The sequence below is a fragment of the Kitasatospora sp. NBC_01560 genome, assembly GCF_045208415.1.
GTDB lineage: Bacteria > Actinomycetota > Actinomycetes > Streptomycetales > Streptomycetaceae > Kitasatospora.
Map to the genome: position 1 here is coordinate 3,665,540 of NZ_CP109364.1, position 21,274 is coordinate 3,686,813.

General features: G+C 73.5%; 15 protein-coding genes, 1 tRNA gene, 1 pseudogene and 1 riboswitch. Of the genes and pseudogenes, 4 read left to right on the forward strand and 13 right to left on the reverse strand.

Features of this window, described 5'->3' with window-relative positions:
- The first annotated feature begins 138 nt into the window (after positions 1–138).
- Positions 139–600 carry an SsgA family sporulation/cell division regulator gene (locus OH807_RS15760; protein ID WP_406198963.1) on the forward strand — a complete coding sequence of 154 codons (462 nt, stop codon included), beginning with the start codon at positions 139–141 and terminating at the stop codon, positions 598–600.
- Positions 601–668: 68 nt separating this feature from the next.
- On the opposite strand, the gene OH807_RS15765 is transcribed toward OH807_RS15760, so the two are convergent.
- The 3 genes from OH807_RS15765 to OH807_RS15775 are packed head-to-tail and all read right to left on the reverse strand — an operon-like array spanning position 669 to position 5,151.
- Complete coding sequence (locus OH807_RS15765) at positions 669–3,185, reverse strand: phosphatidylglycerol lysyltransferase domain-containing protein (RefSeq protein WP_406198965.1); 2,517 nt, start codon at positions 3,183–3,185, stop codon at positions 669–671.
- A complete protein-coding gene (locus OH807_RS15770) occupies positions 3,182–4,510 on the reverse strand; it encodes an alpha/beta hydrolase (RefSeq protein ID WP_406198967.1) in 1,329 nt (442 codons plus the stop codon). The genes OH807_RS15765 and OH807_RS15770 overlap by 4 nt, the downstream gene beginning before the upstream one ends.
- Complete coding sequence (locus OH807_RS15775) at positions 4,507–5,151, reverse strand: class F sortase (protein WP_406198970.1); 645 nt, start codon at positions 5,149–5,151, stop codon at positions 4,507–4,509. The genes OH807_RS15770 and OH807_RS15775 overlap by 4 nt, the downstream gene beginning before the upstream one ends.
- 434 nt (positions 5,152–5,585) lie before the next feature.
- Between OH807_RS15775 and OH807_RS15780 the strand changes: the two genes are divergently transcribed.
- Complete coding sequence (locus OH807_RS15780) at positions 5,586–6,893, forward strand: hypothetical protein (RefSeq protein WP_406198972.1); 1,308 nt, start codon at positions 5,586–5,588, stop codon at positions 6,891–6,893.
- 3 nt (positions 6,894–6,896) lie between these two features.
- Here the strand turns inward: OH807_RS15780 and OH807_RS15785 are convergent, their stop codons facing one another.
- Positions 6,897–8,333, reverse strand: coding sequence for an MFS transporter (locus OH807_RS15785; RefSeq protein WP_406198975.1), 1,437 nt, complete (start codon positions 8,331–8,333; stop codon positions 6,897–6,899).
- A 111-nt stretch (positions 8,334–8,444) separates the two neighbouring features.
- Positions 8,445–8,759 (reverse strand): DMT family transporter, encoded by a 315-nt coding sequence (locus OH807_RS15790; RefSeq protein ID WP_406198977.1) that lies wholly within the window; start codon positions 8,757–8,759, stop codon positions 8,445–8,447.
- A 44-nt stretch (positions 8,760–8,803) separates the two neighbouring features.
- Positions 8,804–8,869, reverse strand: a riboswitch (guanidine-III (ykkC-III) riboswitch).
- Positions 8,870–9,105: 236 nt separating this feature from the next.
- On the opposite strand from OH807_RS15790, the gene OH807_RS15795 reads away from it, so the two are divergent.
- Positions 9,106–9,177: transfer RNA gene (locus tag OH807_RS15795), tRNA-Cys, on the forward strand.
- Positions 9,178–9,353: 176 nt separating this feature from the next.
- On the opposite strand, the gene OH807_RS15800 is transcribed toward OH807_RS15795, so the two are convergent.
- The 6 genes and pseudogenes from OH807_RS15800 to OH807_RS15825 form a co-directional block, all read right to left on the reverse strand.
- Positions 9,354–11,681, reverse strand: a complete 2,328-nt coding sequence (locus OH807_RS15800; protein WP_406198979.1) for a xanthine dehydrogenase family protein molybdopterin-binding subunit — start codon at positions 11,679–11,681, stop codon at positions 9,354–9,356.
- Between the two features lie 728 nt (positions 11,682–12,409).
- A pseudogene (locus OH807_RS15805) lies at positions 12,410–12,892 on the reverse strand ((2Fe-2S)-binding protein); the annotation flags it as partial.
- Between the two features lie 68 nt (positions 12,893–12,960).
- Positions 12,961–13,827 (reverse strand): FAD binding domain-containing protein, encoded by an 867-nt coding sequence (locus OH807_RS15810; protein WP_406211005.1) that lies wholly within the window; start codon positions 13,825–13,827, stop codon positions 12,961–12,963.
- Positions 13,828–14,235: 408 nt separating this feature from the next.
- On the reverse strand, positions 14,236–15,846 hold the full coding sequence (locus tag OH807_RS15815; RefSeq protein WP_406198981.1) for a beta-N-acetylhexosaminidase: 1,611 nt from the start codon (positions 15,844–15,846) through the stop codon (positions 14,236–14,238).
- Positions 15,847–16,047: 201 nt separating this feature from the next.
- A complete protein-coding gene (locus OH807_RS15820) occupies positions 16,048–16,323 on the reverse strand; it encodes a DUF3039 domain-containing protein (protein ID WP_406198983.1) in 276 nt (91 codons plus the stop codon).
- A 63-nt stretch (positions 16,324–16,386) separates the two neighbouring features.
- Positions 16,387–16,971: a YqgE/AlgH family protein gene (locus OH807_RS15825; protein WP_406198986.1), complete on the reverse strand. Its 585-nt coding sequence runs from the start codon at positions 16,969–16,971 to the stop codon at positions 16,387–16,389.
- Between the two features lie 314 nt (positions 16,972–17,285).
- On the opposite strand from OH807_RS15825, the gene murA reads away from it, so the two are divergent.
- Positions 17,286–18,626 (forward strand): UDP-N-acetylglucosamine 1-carboxyvinyltransferase, encoded by a 1,341-nt coding sequence (murA, locus tag OH807_RS15830; RefSeq protein WP_406198989.1) that lies wholly within the window; start codon positions 17,286–17,288, stop codon positions 18,624–18,626.
- Positions 18,627–18,701: 75 nt separating this feature from the next.
- Here the strand turns inward: murA and OH807_RS15835 are convergent, their stop codons facing one another.
- Positions 18,702–18,983 (reverse strand): HU family DNA-binding protein, encoded by a 282-nt coding sequence (locus OH807_RS15835; protein ID WP_030059737.1) that lies wholly within the window; start codon positions 18,981–18,983, stop codon positions 18,702–18,704.
- Positions 18,984–19,492: 509 nt separating this feature from the next.
- Positions 19,493–20,965 (reverse strand): NAD-dependent malic enzyme, encoded by a 1,473-nt coding sequence (locus tag OH807_RS15840; protein WP_406198992.1) that lies wholly within the window; start codon positions 20,963–20,965, stop codon positions 19,493–19,495.
- Positions 20,966–21,274: the final 309 nt, after the last annotated feature.

Here is a 21,274-nt window from a genome sequence, read left to right on the forward strand (position 1 = left end):
CGGATGTGACGCGGATCACGGCGATCGCTCGCCGGAACCGGGTAATCACGACCGCCCCCGCCGACTCTCACCGGGGTGAGGCCGCCCCACCCTCCACTGCCGTCACCCCGGCCTCACCGCACCGAGAAGGGAACCGCCGTGCACACCCCCGTCGAAGAGACCGTCCAGGCCCGCCTGATCCTCTCCACCCACCGCTCCGCCCGGCTGCGCGTCACGCTGTCCTACTGTCCGGACGATCCCCTCGCCGTCCGGATGGCCTTCCCCGCGGAGTTCTCGCTGGACGAGCCGGACGCCGGCCGGGACGCCGGGCCCGGCCAGGACGCCGGCCGGGACGCCGGCCAGGACATCGTCTGGGTCTTCGCCCGCCAGCTGCTCACGGCCGGGCTGGAGCTGCCCGCCGGCGTCGGCGACGTACACGTCCGGCCCGCGGCCGGCCGGCGCACCATGGTCGAGCTGCGGGCGCCCGAGGGCACCGCGCTGGTCCAGTTCGACAGCACCGACCTGCGGCGCTTCCTCTGGCGCAGCCGGCTGGTCGTCCCCGAGGGCGAGGAGCACCTGCACCTGGACGCCGACCGGGCCCTGGCCGAGCTGCTCGGCTGACCCCGGCCGCGGGGGCCCGGTGCCCGCCCGGGGCCGGTCCCGGGCGAGCGGGCCCGGCGGGCCGGGGTTCAGGACGAGAGCTTGCGCATCAGCCGGACGCCCTGCGCCGCCGTCAGGTGCGGCAGGTAGGCCTTGCCGATCGCCCGGGTGATGCTGGGCAGCGCCGCCGGGTCCGGGTAGGCCATGAACATCGGCCGGTACTCCGGCTGGAACTTCGCCTTGAACGCCAGCAGCGAACGGAAGCCGTACACCGGCTCCAGTACGCGGCCCATCCAGTCGAGGGTCCGCTGCAGCCCGCTGGGCCCGGCGTCCTGTCCGGAGCGGGCCAGCGGCGCGCCGGAGAGCGAGAGGAAGCGCGCCCCCTCCTCCTTGAAGCCGAGCGCGGCCGAGGCGATGAGGAACTCCGTCACCCCGCGGAACCCGTCCGAGCGGCGGCGCATGAAGTCCAGCGTCCAGCCGACCGGCACACCGTTCTCGTACACCGGCATCCAGCTGGTCAGGCCGTGCACCCGGCGCTCGCCGTCCACGGCGATCAGCAGCCGCACCGCGGGGTCGTCCAGCTCCTCCAGGCCACCGAGGGTGAAGCCCATCTCGGGCAGCCCCTTCTCGGAGACCCACTCCTCGGAGATCGAGCGGATCTGGTCCCGCAGGGCGTGCGGCGCGTCGTGGTAGGACCACCACTCGGCGGTGATGCCCTGCTTGCCGGCCTTGTTGAGGGCGGTCCGGATGTCCTGCCACTTGCGGCCGGTGAAGGCCAGCTCGGGCAGGGCGACCACGGTGTCCTCGGCGACCTGGAGCGAGCGCCAGCCGAGCTGTCCGGCGGCGGCCCTGGTCTCCGGCGTGACGCTGTAGAAGCACGGCGTCCAGCCGCGGGCGTCGCAGTACCGGGCGAAGCCGGCCACCGCGCGGCGGCGGGCCTCCGGCTCGCCGAACGGGTCGCCGGTGGTCAGCGCGACGGTGGAGAGCACCCGGTAGGCGACGGCGGCCCGGCCCTCCTCGTCGAACCAGTAGTGGTTGCCGTCCCAGGTCGTGATGAAGGACAGCGTGCTGCCGCCGTACGCGGTGAGCAGCGCCCGGGCCCGGGCCGCGTCCTCGGCGTCCGCGTGCACCAGCGGCCGCCGGAAGGCGAGCAGCAGCGCGGTCAGTGCGACCACCCAGAAGGCCAGGCCGCAGTACGTCTCCAGGGCCCGGGCGATCGGGCCGACGGCGATCGGGTAGTCGGGCAGCAGGTCGTTGTAGGCGGGCGGCAGGAACTGCGCGGGCAGCCCGGAGAGCATGCCGCGGAAGGTCGCCCCCGGCTCGAACTGCCGGGCCACCAGGACGCCGAGGCCGGCGTACGCGGCGGAGGCGGCCAGCATCGCGCCGCCGAGCAGCAGGGCGAGCCGGCGCAGCACCGCGCCCGGCACCCGCAGGCCGAACCGCTGGCGGGTGGCCAGCAGCAGGCCGGTGGTGAGCAGCGGGAGCAGCAGCGCCTCGACGAAGTACTGCACCACGTCGCCGGCGCCGGTGCCGGTGCCGGCGAACAGCCAGAGCAGCAGGGCGGCCCAGAGCAGCTCGGTGGCGACGGTGATCCGCCAGGCGAGCCGCAGACCGCGCCGCAGGCCCTCGGCGAGCACCAGCAGCAGGGCCGGGAACAGCGCGGCCATCAGCCGGGCCGGAGTGTCGAAGATCCGCTCGACGGCGTGCGCGCGGGCGCAGTCGTGGGCGGAGAGCGCGCAGAAGTCGGCGACCTCGTCGGGGCTGAGCCGGTGCGAGAAGTACAGCTCCGCGAAGGTGTTGAACGGGCCGCTGGCGTTGTCGTACAGCGAGGCGATCAGCGGCCCGAGGGCGGCGGCCACCAGGCAGAGGGCGACCAGCACGCGGGTCTCGGTGTGCGAGGAGCGGCGGCCGCGCGGCTGCCCCCGGCGCCGGGCCAGCAGGGCGCCGGCACCGAGGCCGAGCAGCGCGCCGGCGAACCGCTGGACGCTCTGCAGGTGGCCGACGTACAGCGTCATGACCAGCGGGACGAGCACCACCAGCAGGTGCAGCCGGCGGCGCCAGAGCACGCTGAGCCGGTAGCCGAGGACCCCGGCCAGCGCGAACAGGCCGGTGACCGGGCCGGCGGCGGTCTGGTCGGCGACGGCGGCGGTCCACTGCTCGCCCGTCCGGGAGCCGACCGCGACCAGCCCGGTGCCCAGCAGGGTGCCGACCACCTGCCCGGCCACCAGGACGCCGAGCGTGCGGGCCCACCCGAGCCGGCGTTCCGCGGCCGGGACGATCAGGATCAGCAGCAGGCTGGTGACGACGTAGGAGCCCCGGCCGGGGCAGAGCAGCAGTGAGCTGAGCGGCGTCCACCAGTGCCCGGCGGCGAGCGTGGGCACGCCGATGCCGACCTGCGACAGCAGCTCCCGGGAGGCGCCGTGGGACAGGCTGCCGGTGGCGCCGCCGATCGCCCAGAGCAGGCCGAGCAGGGTGAGCGTCAGCGGCGCGGAGCGCAGCCGGGCGGCGATCCCGGTGACCGCGGGCCGCCCGTGCTGGGGGCCGGGCTCCGGGGTCTCCTCGACCGGGACGGCTTCGCGGACCGGCGGCTGGCCGAGCCGGATCACCGGATCAGTCCGGTCTGCTGGGCCAGCCAGGGCAGCTGGTCGACGATGCCGGGCCGGAAGATCACCCAGCCGTGCCCGCCGGGCATGAGGTCGAACTTGGCCTTCATCCCGGCGGCGAGGGCCGCCTGGTAGACCTTCTCCTGCTGCGGCCGGAACTCGTCGTCGGTCTTGCCGACCACGATGGCGCCGGCGGTGTCCGGGAACTTCTTGCGGGCCAGCACGGTCAGCGGGTCGACGGCCTCGAAGGCCGCGTTGTCCCCGTCGAAGGCGGCCGCGACGGTCTGCGCCCGGGTGCCCAGGGTGGGCTCCTCCTGGCCGGACATGTCGAGGAAGGAGCCGTAGACCTCGGGCGCGTTGACGGCGAGCTGCAGCGCGCAGGTACCGCCCATCGAGGCACCGCCGATCGACCAGGAGCCCCGCCCCTTGGCGGCCTGGAGGTTCTGGTGGACCCAGTTCGGGACGTCCACCGCCAGGTACGTCTGCGACTTGGCGATCTTCGAGTCCAGGCAGAGGGTGTTGTTCCAGGTGGAGCCGAGCTGGTCGGGCATCACCACGATCGGGGCCAGGCCCTGGTGCTGCGCGGCGAACGCGTCGAGCGTCTCGTTCAGCTGGGCGGTGTTCACCCAGTCCTCGGGGACGCCCGGCTGGCCGCCGAGCAGGACGACCACCGGCAGCAGCGGCCGGGGGCTGACGTGGTAGGCGGGCGGCAGGTAGACGTAGGCGTCGCGGGCCTTGAAGCCGGACTTGGTGCCGGGGATGGGGGTCTTGGAGACCGTGCCCTTCGCCGGCAGCCCGGGCGGCGCGTGCCAGACGTCCTCCAGCACCTGCCCGGGCGGCGGGCTTATCGTCCGGTCGTCCTTGTTCGTGGCGAGGTCCTGGGTCTCGGAGAGCCAGGGCGCGAGCATCACGCGGGCGCTGGGGTACTGCTCGAAGCCGCGGTTGACCTGCGAGGAGCACATCAGCAGCACCAGCGCCGCGCCGCCGACGGCGAGCAGCCTGCGCCGGCGGCCGGGCAGCCGGGGCACCCGGAAGCCGGCCAGGCAGAAGCCGAGGATCGCGGTGGCGATCCACCAGGTGACATAGCGGGGCAGCCCCTCGGGGAAGGGGTGCCACCAGCCGTCGACGACGAGGTCGAGCACCCGGCTCAGCACGGCGGCGAGCAGCAGCGCCGCGGGCAGCCGGCGGTTCCACCAGGGCCGCCCGCGGGAGATCGCGAGGGCGAGCAGGGACCCCCAGCCGGCCGCGAGGACGGCGTAGGGGATCGGGCCGTGGATCAGCGACCAGTCGATCGGGTTCCACGTCAGGGCAAGGGAGGCGGAGGTCATACGTTCTTCCCCGGCCGGGTGGTGTCGGCCAGGAAACCGTAGGCGACCACGTTGCCGCGGTAACCGCTCTCCTCGCTGTACCCGCCGCCGCAGGTGATCACCCGGAGCTGGGCGTCTGCGGCCTGGCGGTACACCCGGTCGTCCGGGAAGTCCTTTCGGTCGTGCACTTCGATGGCGTACAGCTGGTAGACGGCGGTGGCGCCGTCCGCTCGGGCGATCTCGATCCGGTCGCCGCGGTGCAGGGCCCCCAGGTGGTAGAAGACGGCCGGTCCGGTCCGGTTGTCGACGTGACCGGCGATGATCGCGGTGCCGCGCTGCCCGGGGGCGGCGCCGCCGCGGTACCAGCCGGCGAGGTTGCGGTCGGCCTCGGGCGGCGTCTGGAGGTGGCCCTCGCCGTCCAGGCCGAGGCCGGTCACGGGTGCGTCGAGCTTCACGGCGGGGATCCGGATCCGGGTCGGGTCGGAGGGGCCGAGCGGCGGGACGACGGACACCGGGGCGAAGCCGGAGAGCGCCTGCCCGGTGGCCGGGGCCGGGGGCAGTTCGAGCCGGCCGCCCTGGTTCAGCAGCCAGGCTCCGAGGACGAATGCGGCGCCGACCGCCAGGGTGCCCGGCCACGGGCTCCTGCTCTGCTGGGCGCCCACTCGGCGCTCCCCTCTGCTGTCGACGTACGTGTTCCTGGGAGTTCCCTGGGAACAATTGAACCGGATCGGACCTTAAGGCACATCAATACGATGGTCGTACTGAGGCCCCCCGTTCGGCAGGGTCCGGGCCCCGGTTCGTGCTCCGTGTAGGCCGACGACCACTCCGAGAGAGCAGTGGCCCACCGGAATGATCCCTCCGGTATCGCCCGCATGAGCATCGACAACCTCTGGCGTCTGTCCGGTTGCACCAATCGGGCGATCGATTCCGACCGTCCGTGGTGCATCGCCGACCGATCGCGACCACATGCCATGCTGACCCCGCTCACAGGTCTATGACCGCACTTGTCCGACCGGACGTGCCGACGCATCCTCCCACCCCGGAGCGTCGTACGCGTGTCCGCACGGCTTCCGCACGCCTCACGAACGGAGTGACCATGGACGCTCTCTCCCGCCGCACCCTACTGGCCGCCGGTGCCGCGACCGCAGCCACCCTCGCGGCCGGCTGCGGCGGACACAGCGGTGCGGGCGGCGAGCAGGCGGCGGCACCGGCACCCGTGCCGACCGGCCCGGCGGCGGACCACGCCGGCCCGACGTCCGACAGCCCCCGGCCCCCCGCCACCCTGATCGGCGACGGCTCCACCTCGGACACCGGTCCGCAGCCGAACCAGCCCACCGCCGAGCCGTTGAAGCTCGGCGAACGACCGCCGCAGTTCGTGGTCTTCTCCTGGGACGGCGCCGGCGAACTGGACAACGGCCTGTTCGGCAGGTTCCGCCGGCTCGCGCAGGAGCACAACGCCTCGATGACCTTCTTCCTCAGCGGCCTCTACCTGCTGCCCGAGTCGAAGAAGGACCTCTACCGCCCGCCGCAGCACAAGACCGGCGCCTCGGACATCGGCTACCTGAGCGACCAGCACATCCACGACACGCTGAAGAACCTGCACGCCGCCTGGCTGGAGGGCCACGAGATCGGCACCCACTTCAACGGGCACTTCTGCGGCGCCACCGGCGTCGGCAAGTGGTCGCCCGAGGAGTGGGACAGCGAGATCGAGCAGGCGATGGACTTCGTCATGAACTGGCGGACCAACACCGGCTTCTCGGACCTGCCCGCGCTGCCCTTCGACTACCGCAAGGAGCTGATCGGCAGCCGCACCCCCTGCCTGGAGGGCCAGCGGAACCTGCTGCCCACCGCGGCCAAGCGCGGCTGGCGCTACGACAGCAGCGGCAACGGCACCCAGATCTGGCCGCAGAAGATCCAGGGCGGCGCGCTCTGGGACCTCCCGCTGCAGTCCATCCCCTTCCCCGGCCACACCTTCCAGGTGCTGTCGATGGACTACAACATCATGTTCAACCAGTCCGGCAGCAACACCAAGGCCGACCCCGCGCTCCACCCCGCGTACCAGAAGCAGGCCCGGGACTCCTACCTGATGGGCTTCGAGCGGGCCTACACCACCAACCGGGCGCCCTACATCATCGGCAACCACTTCGAGCAGTGGAACGGCGGCATCTACATGGACGCCGTCGAGGACGCGCTCAGGGCCATCGCCGAGCGGCCCGGGGTCCGGATGGTCTCGTTCCGCCAGCTGGTCGACTGGCTGGACGCCCAGGACCCGGCGGTGCTGCGCAAACTTCAGACCCTGCCGGCCGGCCAGGCCCCGGCCGGCGGCTGGGAGACCTTCCTCGGCTCCGCCGCGCCGGCGAGTGCGCCGGCTGCCGCGGCCTCCCCCGTCGCCGGCGGCAAGTGAGCCTCAGCCCTTCCGCACCCGGCCGCCCACCAGCGCGCCCAGCAGGGCCACCCCGGTCATCGTCAGGAAGATCACCGCGAACGCGCCGGCCGAGCCGGTGCCCTCGGCACCCTCGTGGGCGGCGGCCACCGCGCCGCCGCCCAGCGCCGAGAACAGCACCCCCGACAGGCCGACCAGCAGGACGTTGCCGAGCGCGTCGCTCATCTGCAGCGAGGCCGAGTTCGCCCCGGCGTCCTCCGGCGTCGACAGCTTCATCATCAGCACGCTGACGCTCGCCACCGTCAGCCCCATGCCGATCCCGCCGACGCCCCAGGCCACCGCCGCCACCCAGGCCGGCACCGCCGGGACGAGCACCAGCGCCGCACCGGCGATCGCCACCGCGGTGAGCAGGAAGCCGCCGCGGATCATCGCCTCCCGGTACCGCTCCGCGCCCGGCCGGCCCTGTAGCCAGGACCCGAGCGCCCAGGAGAGCCCGCCGCTGGTCAGCGTGAGCCCGGCCATCGTCGGCGAGAGGCCGCGCTGGGTGACCATCATCAGCGGGATGAACGCCTCCGCCGCGAAGAACGCGCCCGCCGCCACCCCGCGCAGCAGGATCACCGTCGGCAGCCCGCGCCCGGCGCGCAGCGTCCCGGCCGGCAGCAGCCCCAGCACGGCCGGCAGCAGCAGCGCCGCCCCCGCTGCCGCCGGGAGCAGCCCGAGCAGGTCGAGCCGCCGGCCCGCGTACTGGAGCAGGCCCGCACCGAGCGCGGCCATCCCGGCCAGCAGGGTGCGGCGGCGGTCGAAGTCCGCGCCCTTCAGCACCGGCTGCTCCCGCTCGGACCGGCGCAGCGCCGGGCCCATCACCGCCAGCGGCAGCAGGATCAGCGCCGGGACGGCGAGGAACACCCAGCGCCAGCCGAGGTGCTGGGTGACGGCGCCGGACACCACCGGGCCGACGATCGAGGGCAGCACCCAGGCCGAGGAGAAGGCCGCGAAGACCGCCGGCCGCAGCCGCTCGGGGTAGGCCCGGCCGACCACCACGTAGAGCGCCACGATCACCAGGCCGCCCCCGAGGCCCTGGATCGCCCGCCCCGCGACGAAGACCCACATCCCGGGCGCCGCCCCGGCCACCACCAGGCCCGCGCCGAACACCGCGATGCCGGTGAAGAGCGGTTGCAGCGGGCCGCGCCGGTCGCACCACTGGCCGGAGACGACCAGGGCGAACAGCGTGGTGGTGAAGTAGCCGGAGAAGGCGAAGGCGTACAGCCCCAGCCCGTCCAGCTGGCGGGCCGCCACCGGCATCGCGGTGTTGACGGCGGTCGCCTCGAAGGCGAGCAGCAGGACCACCGAGACGATTCCCAGGGTCAGCGCGCGGTAGCGGTCGCCGAGCACCCCTCCGGAGTCGGTCGGGTCGGGGGGTGTCGGGGCGGCGTCGACCGAGGTGGGGGAGGCTGTGGTCATACGTATGATCGTAAGGCTCGTCCGGTGGGATGACCCCTGACCAGCGGCGGTGATCACCTCGTCCGGAGGACCTAGGACGGCGCAGGACCGGTCAACGCGCCCGGACGCGGCTCAGTGCAGCACCTTGAGGCCCACCACGCCGGAGACGATCAGCAGCAGACAGCCGATCCGGGCCATCGTCACCGCGTCCCCGAGCACCGCCATGCCGTACAGCGCCGTCCCGACGGCGCCGATGCCGACCCAGACCGCGTAGCCGGTGCCGATCGGGATGGAGCGCATCGCGTACGCCAGTCCGCCCATGCTCAGGGCCAGCGCGACGCCGAAGACGACGGTGGGGACGAGGCGGGAGAACCCCTTGGACGAATCCAGGGCCACCGCCCAGACGGTCTCCAGGACGCCGGAAATGATCAGAACGAGCCACGCCATGGTGACGGAACCTCCGCAGTCAGCAGCGGCCGGGTTGCCGCTGTGCTGCGCCGTCTTGTCGTCACCGGGTACGACGCGCTCGTCCGGGGCGGCCGGAACGCGGCCACCTGTCTCCGACCGTAGCACGCCCCGCCACACAGAATTTACACACGGACATTGACGCCGCCGCGCCCATTCCGCCAAGATGAATTCACCAACACGGCGAACGACGACAGGAGTCGGACATGGACAGGAAGTCGGTGGCCCGCAGGGCGATCCGCACCTGCGCCTCCGCTCCCCGGTGTTGTCGCGCCTGTCGCTGCTGCCGCTGCGCCTGAGACGCACCCGCAGAACAGCTCCACCCCACGGCCGTGTGCCCGAGTGGTTTAGGGAACCGCCTGCAAAGCGGTTTACACGGGTTCGACTCCCGTCATGGCCTCCGTGAAACGAATTGCCGATCGGCCCGCTCTGGCCGACCGGCAATTCGTCGTTCTCATTCATCCGGATTTCCGGGCAGCGTTTCCGCGCCTCCGCATTTCTGCGTTCCCGCGTTCCCGCGGAATTCACCGCGGGCGGCCGGCCGGACAGGCTGACCGGCCCGGCCGGCCGGGCCGGTCAGCCGGTGACGGCGTCCTCGGGGCGGATCGGGAGCCGGCCGACCGGGAGACCGGTGGCGGCGCGGACGGCGGCGGCGACGGCCGCGGGGGCCACCACCGCGGGAGCCGCGCTGACCGCCTTGGCCCCGAAGGTGGCGACCACGTCGCGCTCCTCCAGCAGGGCGGCGATCCGGACCTCGGGCGTGTCCAGGGCGGTCGGCAGCCGGTAGCCGGTGAGCGAGGGGTTGACCAGCACGCCACCCTCGGTGCGCAGGTCCTCCAGCAGGGCCAGGCCGACGCCCTGGGCGACGCCCGCCTCGATCCGGTCCTCGATCTGCCGCGGGTTGAGCGCCCGGCCGACGTCCTGGGCCACCGTCATGTCCACCACCCGGACGGCGCCGAGCTCGATGTCCACGTCCACCACGGCCCGCATCGCGCAGAACGCGATGGAGACGAAGGCGTCGCCCTGCCCGGCCTCGTCCAGCGGCTCGGTCGGGTGCGGGCGGCACTGGGCGGTGGCCCAGAGCTCCTTGCCCTCCAGGGCCTCGGCGACCGGCATCCCGAGCACGCCGTCGTAGGAGGTGATCTTGCCGTCGGAGATCTGCAGCAGCTCCACCGACATCCCGAAGTTGGCGGCGATCGGCTGCAGCAGCTGGTGACGGACCATCACCGCGGCCCGCTCGACCGCGCCGCCGGAGACCCAGGTGTGCCGCCCGCGGGCGGCGGGCCCGGCGACCGACTGGTCGCTGTCGGCCGGGGCGATGTAGACCTCGCTGACGCCCAGCACCGACTGCACGATCTGCCGGGCGAGGGTGGCGAAGCCCTGGCCGGAGTCGACGGCCGCGCAGATCACCGTGGCGTGGTCGCCGCTGACCCGCACCGTCGCGGTGGAGACCTCGTCCTCGCCCTCCGCCCCCAGCATGTGCACCATGCCGACGGCGTAGCCGATGCCGCGGCGCACCGCTGCCGGGTCACCGGCACCGCCGGGCCCGCCCGGCAGCAGCCACTCGGCGTCCGGGTCGTCCACCGGCAGCGCCGGCAGCGGCTCGGAGGAGACGGCGTCCAGCAGGGCGGCCACCGGCGCGGGGCAGGTGACGGCCTGTCCGGTGGGCATCGGGTCGCCGGTCGCCATCGCGTTGCGGCGGCGGATCTCCACCGGGTCCACCCCCACCCGGGCGGCCAGCTGGTCCAGCTGGGACTCGTAGGCGAAGCAGGCCTGCAGGGCGCCCTCGCCGCGCATCCGGCCGGCCGGCGGGTTGTTGGTGCGCACCGCCCAGGCGTCCACGAAGACGTTGGGGCAGTTGTACGGGCCGACCGAGAAGGCGGTGGCGGCGGCCAGCGCCTCGGCCGAGACGTCCGCGTACGCGCCACCGTCCAGCAGGATCTGCGCCTCCACCTTGACCAGCCGGCCCTCGGCGTCCGCGTGGTGGCGGTAGCGCAGCAGGGCCGGGTGGCGGGAGGTGTGGGTCTGGAAGGACTCCTCGCGGGTGAGGGTCATCTTCACCGGGCGGCCGGTGCGCAGGGCCAGCAGCGCCAGGGTCACCTGGAACGAGAGGTCCTCGCGGTCGGAGGTGGCGCCGGGCACGCCGGTGACCACCAGCCGCACCCGGTCGGGCTCCAGGCCGAGGCAGGCGGCGGTGCGGTCGCGGTCGCCGTGCGGGTCGGTCGAGGAGAGGTGCAGCTCGACGCCGCCGTCCGGGCGCGGTACCGCCAGGCCCGCCTCGGCGCCGAGCGGCGCCGGGTCCTGCCGGCCGACCTGGTAGAGGCCCTCGACGATGACCTCGCCGGCCGCGTCCGGGTCCCCGGTGCGCAGCGGGAGGTGGCGGAACAGGTTGCCGTCGGGGTGCAGGGCCGGGGCGGTGAAGGCCTGCTCGGGGTCGGTGACCGCCTCCAGCGGCTCGTAGTCGACGGTGATCAGGCCGACGGCGAGGCGGGCGGTGTCCGGGTGGTCGGCGGCGACGGCGGCGACCGGCTCACCGTGGTGCCGGACGACCCCGGCGGCCAGCACCGGGCGGTCGGAGACGATCGGGCCGGCCGGCGCACCGTCGGGGCTGCCGTCCGGACCGGCCGGCAGGTCGGCGGCGGTGACGACGGCGTGCACGCCGGGCAGGGCGAGCGCGGCGGAGGTGTCGATGCCGCTGATCCGGGCGTGCGGGTGGGGCGAGCGCAGCACCGCGCCCCAGAGCAGGCCCTCCGCCCAGAGGTCGGCGGCGTACGGGTAGATGCCGAGCGCCTTGGGCAGCGCGTCGGTGCGCAGCGGGGAGCTGCCGAGCCCGAACGGCTCCGGTGCGCCGCCCTCGTCGCCGTCCTGCTGGGGTGCTGCGCCGATGTCGGTAGGCGACGTCATGATGCGTGGTCGTCCTCGGGGAGCCGGATGCCGTGGGCGGGGGTGGCACCGTACGGGACGCCGGCGGGGGCGGTGCCCTCGGCCGGCCCGCCGTGCGGGGGCGTGGGGACGTACGGCGTGCCGTGCGCGGGGGTGCCGTCGTAGCCGGTGGCGCCGAAGGGCATGCCCGCGAAGCCGGTGCCGTCGAAGCCGGTGCCGGGCACCGGGGTGCCGTGGGCGGGGGTCGGCTCGTAGACCGGTCCGTCGTACGCCGAGGCCGCGTCGTAGCCGGGCTGCTGCGGATAGCCGCCGTCCGGGTACCCGCCGCCGTCCGGGAAGCCGCCGGGCAGATAGGTGCCGTGCACCGGGGTGCCCGGGCCGTCCGGCTGCTGGTGGTGCTGCGGGTGCTGGTGCTGCTGCGGGTAGCCGGGCTGCCCGGGGTAGCCGGGCTGCGGGTGGTAGCCGGCCTGCGCGGGGACGCCCTGCACCGGCGTCAGCACCGCGGTGTCGTAGACCCCGGTGTCGTAGCCGCCCTGGCCGTCCTGGCCGCCCTGCGGGCCGTACGGCCCGCCGTCGGTGACCCCGGCTGCGGCCGGGGGCTGCTCGGCGGGCGGCTGCGGGACGTGTTCGATCCAGGCGTCCTCGTCGGTGTAGACCGGCAGGTCGGCCACGGTGCCGGGCTCCTCGGCGGCCGCGGTCGCGGCGGGGGCCTCCCCGGCCACCGGTGCCGCGGGCGGCTCCTCCGCCTGCTCGGCCTCCACGGCACGGGCGTCGGCGACGGTCTGCACCGCGGCGAGGACGCCGCGGTAGCCGGTGCAGCGGCAGAGGTTGCCGCAGAGCGCCTGCCGGGCCTCGACGTCGGTGGGCCGGTGGTTGCGCTGGAGCAGGTCGTGCACGGCCATCGCCATGCCGGGCGTGCAGTAGCCGCACTGCACCGCGCCGGACTCGGCCAGCGCCTGCTGGACGTCGCTGGCACCGCCGCCGGCGGAGAGCCCCTCGACGGTGTTGATCTCGCTGTCCGCGGCCAGCGCGGCGGGCACCAGGCAGCCCGCCACCAGCTGCCCGTCCACCTGCACCGAGCAGGCACCGCACTCGCCCTGCTCGCAGCCGTCCTTGGCGCCGGCCAGGCCGAGCCGCTCGCGCAGCACGTAGAGCAGGCTCTCGCCGATCCAGGCATCGGTGACGGGCCGTTCGAAACCGTTGACCCGCAGCGTGTACGAGGCGCAGGGGCGCAGCTCGCGGCTGACCTGCGGCGCGTGGTCGAAGGAGCCCGCGTCGAGGGTTTCGATGGGATCAGTGGTCACTTCAGCGCCCTTCCCAGTGCCCGGCGGGCCAGCACCGATACGGTACGCCGTAGCCGAACGGCGGCGGCGCTCGGCCCCTCCGTCACGGCCTCCCAGGCACCATCGGCCCCGTAGCTGTCCGGCACGCAGGCGGTGGCCACGTACTCGCCGAAGGCGGCCGTCGCGGCGGGGTCGATCTCGCGGCTGCCGTCCCAGTCGATGCAGCCGGCCACCCAGGCCTCGGCCTCCAGCGGTCGCAGCGGCACCGGGGCGACGGCGCCGACGGCGCAGCGCACGGCGCGCCGGGCGGGGTCGAGGACGAGCGCGACGGAGGCCGTGGCGCGGGCCGGGCCGCTGCGGCCGGTGGCCTTCAGGAAGACCTGCGGGGCGTGCAGCAGCGGCACCCGGACCCAGGTGAGCAGCTCACCCGGGCGCAGCGGGTCGAGCCCGGTGAGCAGGTGGCTGACGGGCACCTCGCGGGTGGCGCCGGCCCGGGCGAGCGTGACGCTGGCCTCCAGGGCGGTGAGCACCGGGAGGGTGTCGCCGGCCGGGGCGGCGGTCGCGATGTTGCCGCCGAGGGTGCCGACGTTGCGCACCTGCGGGGGTCCGGCGGTGCGGGCGGCGTCGGCCAGGGCGGGGATCAGCGCGGCGAAGTCGGGCCGGTCCATCCGGGCGTGGGTGAGCCCGGCCCCGAGGACGGCGGTGCCGCCGTCCTCGTAGCGCCAGCCGCGCAGTTCGGTGATCCGGCCGAGGCCGATCAGGGCGGCGGGTCGAAGTCGGCCGGCGTTGACGGCCTCCATCAGGTCGGTGGCGCCGGCCACCGGCACCGCGGCCGGGTGGGAGGCCAGCGCGTCGACGGCCTCGTCGAGGGAGGCCGGCAGCATGATCGTCCGGTTCACCTGGGTCCCACCGTGCTCCACTTGCTCATCGATCGCCTGCCGCCCGCGGCCCTCGGCCGGGGTGTCCGCGTCGGCAGCCCGGCCTGGCCCGTAGGGTACGGGCGATCGGGCCGGGTTGGGCAACTCTGGCACACAATGCTCGATGATCATTTCGGGGCAGGCGAACGGAACTGCCCGATTGGGACGGATACCGGGCGGTATCTGCTCCGGTCCGGTCCGGACCGGAGCAGATGTTCATCTGTTCTTGACGTCGGACGACCGTTCAGAAGTTCCCGGACCGCACGAACCGACCCCCGGCGCACCACTCCCCGGGCGGGCCGCCCACCGGGCGGCGCGCCGGGCAGTGCACCGGGCAGTGCACCGGGGGCGCCTCCGCGCGCCGCCCCGCCGGCGTCAGACCGCCGGCGGCGGGCCCTCGATCGGCCGGCCGGCCACCCCGGGCCGGCGCTGCCACGGGTGCGGCCCGCCGTCCGGCCGGTACTCGACGCCGAGCGCGTCCAGCACCGCCCGGTGGGCCGTCATCCGCCGCTCGAAGCCGGCGAAGTCGCGCGCGGCCGGGTCGGCCGGCAGCGCCGACCAGGCGACCTCGGCGAAGGCCGCGAGCCGCGGGAAGGCCCGGTAGTCGACGTCCCGGGCGCTGTCCATGAACTCGCTCCACAGGTTGGCCTGCGTGCCGATCACCCGGCGGGCCGCGGCCTCGTCCAACTGGGCCGGCACCGGCTCGAAGCGGTACACGTCCTCCAGCGTCCGGACGAAGCCGACCGGGACCGGCTCGTCCTCGCCCGGGGCCTGCCGGTGGTCCAGGTAGACGTGCTGCTCGGGGCACATCACCACGTCGTGCCCGGCCTGCGCGGCGGCGATCCCGCCGCCGTAGCCGCGCCAGGAGGAGACCGCCGCGCCCGGGGCCAGGCCGCCCTCCAGGATCTCGTCCCACCCGATCAGGCGGCGTCCGCGCTCGGCCAGCCAGCGGTCGAAGTGCCGGATGACGTGGCTCTGCAGCTCGTCCTCGTTGGAGAGGCCGAGCTCCCGGATCCGGGCCTGCGCGGCCGCGCTGTCCTTCCACTGCTCCTTCGGGCACTCGTCGCCGCCGAGGTGGACGAAGTCGGACGGGAAGAGCTCCAGCACCTCCTCCAGGACGCCCTCGAAGAACCGCAGGGTGGCCTCGGAGGGGTTCAGCACGTTGTGGCTGACCCCCCAGTCGGTCCAGACCCCGAGCGCCGCGGTGTCCACCACGTCGGTGTTGCCCAGCTCGGGGTAGGCGGCGATGGCGGCCTGCGAGTGGCCGGGCAGGTCGATCTCCGGCACGACGGTGATCGCCCGTTCGGCGGCGTAGGCGACGATCTCGCGCACGTCGTCCTGGGTGTAGAAGCCGCCGTGCGGGCGGTCGTCGCGGCGCTGGGCGGCCCGGTAGCCGACCATCGAGCGCTCCCGCCAGGAGGCCTGCTCGGTGAGCCTCGGGTAGCGCTTGATCTCCACCCGCCAGCCCTGGTCGTCGGTCAGGTGCAGGTGCAGCACGTTGAGCTTGTGGGCGGAGAGCTGGTCGACGAAGCGCAGCACGTCGGCCTTGGGCAGGAAGTGCCGGGCGACGTCCAGCAGCGCGCCGCGCCAGGCGAAGCGGGGGGCGTCCTCGATGTCGCCGCCCGGCAGCACCCAGCCGCCGTCGCGCAGCGGGGCCCGGCGGTAGGCGTCCGGGCCGAGCAGCCGGCGCAGCGTCTGGGCGCCCCAGAGCGCGCCGGCCGGGCCGCCGGCGGTGATCACGGCGTGGCCGGGGCGCACCGAGAGCCGGTACGCCTCGCCGGCCAGCGTCCCGTCGTGGACCAGTTCGATCCCCTCGCCGGGCCGCCCGGGGGCGAGCGGCAGTCCGGTCGCGGCGGTCAGCGAGCTCCGCAGCCACCGCTCGGCGCCGGCCAGGCCGGGCGGGGCGGTGAGGGTGGTGCCGCGGTCGAGGGGGAAGTCCTGGTCCTGGAGGCGGACGGAACTCAAGGGTGCGGGGATGAGGTCCATGCCGCCATCCTGGCCCGGGCCTGCTCCATTGGCATAGACCACTGGGCGAAATGACCGCTATGCAAAATGGCCACGTGCAGAACGGCCCGTGTACACAGCGGCCGTGCAGCGCGGCGGCCGCCCGCCGCACCGCGGGGCACCGCCGCCCGGCGGTCCGGCCGCCGCGCGCCGCCCGGACCGGACCGAGTCGGACCGGCCGGGCTACTTGTTCTCGTCGCCGCCCTGCGGCTTGCCGATGCCGTCGTAGATCTCCTTGCACATCGGGCAGACCGGGTACTTCTTCGGGTCGCGGCCGGGTACCCACACCTTGCCGCAGAGCGCCACCACCGGGGATCCGGAGAGCGCGCTCTCCATGATCTTGTCCTTCTGGACGTAGTGGGCGAAGCGCTCGTGGTCGCCGTCCCCGTTGGACACCTGGGGGACGGGCTCGACCAGGGTGCCGGTGCCGAGGCCGCGCTCGGGCTCAAGAGTGCTCATGGGTGCCAAGTCTATGGGGGCCCCGGGAAACCCGGCCAGTGTCGCGCCCGCGGCGCTCGCACGTCAGTTCAGCGTGGGATCGTCCGGGTACGTCGCGAGCAGTGCCAACGGGCCCCGCTGGCGCCGCAGCACCGCGCGCCAGAGGCGGTCCGGCTCCGGGCTGGAGATGTCGCCCGGCTCGCAGTCCACCAGGTACCAGGCGCCGGAGCCGAGCTCCGTCTCCAGCTGGCCCGGTGACCAGCCGGCGTAGCCGGCGAAGATCCGCAGCCCGCCCAGCTCCCCCGCCAGCACCTCCGGCGGCGCCTCCAGGTCCACCAGACCGATCGCTCCGTGCACCCGGCGCCAGCCCAGCGGTTCGACGGTCTCCGGCTCGCCCGGCGCCACGGCCAGGCCGAGGGCGGAGTCCAGCGCCACCGGCCCGCCCTGGAACACCACGGCCGGCGGCCCGACCAGCCGGCCCCAGCCGTCCAGCACGCTGCCCACCTCGACCGGCGTGGGTCTGTTCAGGACGACGCCGAGCGCCCCCTCGACGTCGTGGTCGAGGAGGAGCACCACCGCCCGCGCGAAATTCGGGTCGGTGAGCACGGGGGTCGCGACGAGCAAACGACCGGTGTGGGACCGGTCTCCGTGCGAATGGGCCGCCGTCATGCCTCACATGATCCCGCAGAACCGCCAGGGGCGGACACCGCAACACGAAGGCCGCCCGGACGGCCGCCACGGCGCCGCGCGAACACCCGTACGGACGCGTCGGCGGGCGGTGCACCACTCCAAGAGAGCACCATCACGGGAGAGGCTCACGGGAACCACCGGGACGCCTACTACCATCTACTGATGGTGGACGCCCTTCTACGGTGCCGACTCGGTCACACCGGGGGCCCGAACGCGCCCGTACGACCGGTCCACCGCCCGGCTCCCGACCCGGAGCCGCACCCACTCCTCTGGCACCCCGGATTGCGAGAACGATGACCGACGACGTCCTGCTGGTTCACGGCGGAAACCCGCTCGAAGGCGAGATCCGCGTCCGTGGTGCGAAGAACCTGGTCCCCAAGGCCATGGTCGCGGCGCTGCTCGGGCAGGGCCCCAGCAGACTGCGCAACGTCCCGGACATCCGCGACGTCAAGGTGGTCCGCGGCCTGCTCCAGCTGCACGGCGTGACGGTCCGCACCGGCGACGAGGAGGGCGAGCTGATCCTCGACCCCTCGCACGTGGAGAGCGCCAACGTCGCCGACATCGACGCGCACGCCGGCTCCTCGCGGATCCCGATCCTGTTCTGCGGCCCGCTGCTGCACCGCCTCGGCCACGCCTTCATCCCGGGCCTCGGCGGCTGCGACATCGGCGGCCGTCCGGTCGACTTCCACTTCGAGGTGCTCCGCCAGTTCGGCGCCACCATCGAGAAGCACCCGCAGGGCACCTACCTGGTCGCCCCGCAGCGGCTGCGCGGCACCCGGATCGAGCTGCCCTACCCGTCGGTCGGCGCGACCGAGCAGGTGCTGCTCACCGCCGTCCTCTGCGAGGGCGTCACCGAGCTGCGCAACGCGGCCGTCGAGCCGGAGATCGTCGACCTCATCTGCATCCTGCAGAAGATGGGCGCGATCATCACCATGGGCACCGACCGGACCATCCTGATCACCGGTGTCGACGAGCTCTCCGGCTACAACCACCGCGCGCTGCCGGACCGCCTGGAGTCCGCCTCCTGGGCCTGCGCGGCACTGGCCACCAAGGGCGACATCTACGTCCGCGGCGCCCGCCAGCTGGAGATGATGACCTTCCTGAACACCTTCCGGAAGGTCGGCGGCGCCTTCGAGGTCGACGACGAGGGCATCCGGTTCTGGCACCCGGGCGGCGAGCTCAAGGCGATCGCCCTGGAGACCGACGTGCACCCCGGTTTCCAGACCGACTGGCAGCAGCCGCTGGTGGTCGCGCTGACCCAGGCGACCGGCCTCTCCATCGTGCACGAGACGGTGTACGAGTCGCGGCTCGGCTTCACCGGCGCGCTGAACCAGATGGGCGCCCACATCCAGCTGTACCGCGAGTGCCTGGGCGCCACCCCGTGCCGCTTCGGCGCCCGCAACTTCCAGCACTCCGCGGTGGTCTCCGGCCCGTCCAAGCTGATCGGCTCCGAGCTGGTCATCCCGGACCTGCGCGGCGGCTTCTCGTACCTGATCGCGGCGCTGGCGGCCGAGGGCACCTCGACCGTGCACGGCATCGACCTGATCAACCGCGGCTACGAGAACTTCATGGACAAGCTCCGCGACCTCGGCGCGCACGTCGAGCTGCCGAGCGAGCGCCTGGTCACCGCCTGACCGGCTCCCGCGCAACGGCGAGAGGCCGGGCCCCCCTCACGGGGAGCCCGGCCTCTCGGGCGTTCAAGGGGTGGTTCAGGCGCCCTTGGCGGCTTCCTTCAGCTTGGAGCCGGCGCTCACCTTGGCGCTGTAGCCGGCCGCGATCTGGATCGGCTCGCCGGTCTGCGGGTTGCGGGCGGTACGAGCAGCGCGGTGGGTGCGCTCGAAGGTCAGGAAACCGGGGATGGTGACCTTCTCGTCGCCCTTGGCGACGACCTCGCCGACGATCTCGGCGAAGGCGGCCAGAACGGCGTCGGCGTCCTTGCGGGTCACCTCGGCGCGCTCGGACAGCGCGGCCACCAGCTCACTGCGGTTCATGTGTACTCCTGTGGTCTGTTCGCTTGCGGTGTACGGGGGCCCATCGGTACTCCCTCCGGGAGCACCCGGATAGGCCGCAGGTCCGCACACAGTGCTCATTAGGCAATGCGTGGTCGCAGGCCGGGTTCGTAACCCCGTGCCGCGGCGCCGGTGCCGTCGAAGGCCCGCCTGCCTGCCCGGATACGAATCCTGCCCCGACCGGCCCCGAGAAAGCCAATCGGGCCCCGGCCGCGCCACCCGAACAACGCCCGCCCGCCGGAGGTGTGACGCTCCGTCGGCTCCGGCGGACCGGGCGCGGGCGGCGGTCAGGACGACACGCCGGAAGACCAGGGGGACGTTCCGTACTTGTCGGACACGCCTGCCCCGTGCAGGGCTACCGTACGCCCTAGGCACGACAAGCCCAAACACGCCCCTCGCCCTTGTGTCGCAAGGGTTCGGGGCGGGCTTGGGTGGGTAAGGACGCTATTCGGTCATTTGACCGATCCGCGACACGTGTCACGGAGCCTCCGTCAGAGCTTGACGGTGGGAAATGACGAGGTGTCGAGGGTGCCGACGATGCCCGGGGTCGGCCGCGAGGGCACCGGGTCGTCCTGGGCCCCGGCCAGCGCCGCGTCCCGCACGGCGGCGGCCACCGTCTTGGCGACGTCCTTGTGGAAGACGCTCGGGATGATGTAGTTGGCGTTCAGCTCGTCGTCCGCGACGGTGGTGGCCAGCGCCCGGGCGGCGGCGATCATCATCTCGGTGTTGACGGTGCGGCTCTGCGCGTCCAGCAGGCCGCGGAAGACACCCGGGAAGACCAGCACGTTGTTGATCTGGTTCGGGAAGTCGCTGCGGCCCGTGGCCACCACGGCGGCGGTCTGCCGGGCGACGGCCGGCTCGACCTCCGGGTCCGGGTTGGCCAGCGCGAAGACGATCGCGCCCGCCGCCATGGTCGCGATGTCGTCGCCGTCCAGGACGTTCGGGGCCGAGACGCCGATGAAGACGTCGGCGTCGGCCACCGCCTCCTTGAGGGTGCCGGTGCGGCCCGAGCGGTTGGTGTGCTCGGCGATCCAGCGCAGCGAGTCGTTGAGGTCCTCACGGCCCTGGTGGACCACGCCGCGCACGTCGGCGACGGTGGCGTGCTCGACGCCGGCCGCCAGCAGCAGCTTGAGGATCGCGGTACCGGCGGCGCCGGCACCGGACATGACGACCCGGATGTCGGCGATGTCCTTGCCGACCACCTTGAGCGCGTTGGTGAGCGCCGCCAGCACCACGATCGCGGTACCGTGCTGGTCGTCGTGGAAGACCGGGATGTCCAGCGCCTCGCGCAGCCGGGCCTCGATCTCGAAGCAGCGCGGCGCGGAGATGTCCTCCAGGTTGATGCCGGCGAAGCCCGGGGCGATCGCCTTCACGATGGCCACGATCTCGTCGGTGTCCTGGGTGTCCAGGCAGATCGGCCAGGCGTCGATCCCGGCGAAGCGCTTGAACAGGGCCGCCTTGCCCTCCATCACCGGCAGCGCGGCCGCCGGGCCGATGTTGCCCAGGCCCAGCACGGCGGAGCCGTCGGTGACCACGGCGACGCTGTTGCGCTTGATGGTGAGGCGGCGGGCGTCCTCGGGGTTCTCGGCGATGGCCATGCAGACCCGGGCGACACCCGGGGTGTAGATCATGCTGAGGTCGTCACGGTTGCGGATCGGCAGCTTCGACGACATCTCGATCTTGCCGCCGAGGTGCATCAGGAAGGTACGGTCGGACACCTTGCCGATCGACACGCCGTCGATCGTGCGCAGCTTCTCGACGATCTCCTCGCCGTGGGCGACCGAGGACGCGGCCACCGTCACGTCGATCCGCAGAGCCTCCAGGCCGGACGCGGTGACGTCCAGACCGGTGACCGATCCGCCGGAGGACTCGACCGCCGTGGTGATCGCACTGACGGCGTTGCCCCGGGCCGGGACCTCCAGCCGCACCGTGATCGAGTTGGAGACACTGGGCACCGTCGCCATCGACGTCCTTCTTCCGTCCACTGAGGGTGTCTGCGCGCCGGGCATCCTTCAACAAAACGTTGAAGCGGCACGCAGCGCATGCTAGACCTCGATCGTCGCACCTGCCAGGGGGAAGTCAGAAATAACGTTCATTGAGTGTGCGGATCCGACAAGACCGGCCCGCTCTTCTTGCCCCCGGGGGCCGATGCGTTACATTGGACGGGACACCGGCTCGATCCAAGCCCCCGGGCCCAACCTTCGTCCCTTCGAGGGACCACTTGCCGCGAGGCGAGCATGGCGGGTCGGTGTCATTAACGTCTGAAGGCCCCT

Coding starts and splice junctions, on each gene's coding strand:
- OH807_RS15770 (WP_406198967.1), bottom strand. CDS start 4,510: ATGACCTCCGCCTCCCTTGCCCTGACGTGGAACCCGATCGACTGGTCG.
- OH807_RS15835 (WP_030059737.1), bottom strand. CDS start 18,983: ATGAACCGCAGTGAGCTGGTGGCCGCGCTGTCCGAGCGCGCCGAGGTG.
- OH807_RS15780 (WP_406198972.1), top strand. CDS start 5,586: ATGGACGCTCTCTCCCGCCGCACCCTACTGGCCGCCGGTGCCGCGACC.
- OH807_RS15825 (WP_406198986.1), bottom strand. CDS start 16,971: ATGACGGCGGCCCATTCGCACGGAGACCGGTCCCACACCGGTCGTTTG.
- OH807_RS15790 (WP_406198977.1), bottom strand. CDS start 8,759: ATGGCGTGGCTCGTTCTGATCATTTCCGGCGTCCTGGAGACCGTCTGG.
- OH807_RS15810 (WP_406211005.1), bottom strand. CDS start 13,827: ATGCTGCCGGCCTCCCTCGACGAGGCCGTCGACGCGCTGGCCTCCCAC.
- OH807_RS15800 (WP_406198979.1), bottom strand. CDS start 11,681: ATGACGTCGCCTACCGACATCGGCGCAGCACCCCAGCAGGACGGCGAC.
- OH807_RS15840 (WP_406198992.1), bottom strand. CDS start 20,965: ATGGCGACGGTGCCCAGTGTCTCCAACTCGATCACGGTGCGGCTGGAG.
- OH807_RS15785 (WP_406198975.1), bottom strand. CDS start 8,333: ATGACCACAGCCTCCCCCACCTCGGTCGACGCCGCCCCGACACCCCCC.
- OH807_RS15820 (WP_406198983.1), bottom strand. CDS start 16,323: ATGAGCACTCTTGAGCCCGAGCGCGGCCTCGGCACCGGCACCCTGGTC.
- murA (WP_406198989.1), top strand. CDS start 17,286: ATGACCGACGACGTCCTGCTGGTTCACGGCGGAAACCCGCTCGAAGGC.
- OH807_RS15815 (WP_406198981.1), bottom strand. CDS start 15,846: ATGGACCTCATCCCCGCACCCTTGAGTTCCGTCCGCCTCCAGGACCAG.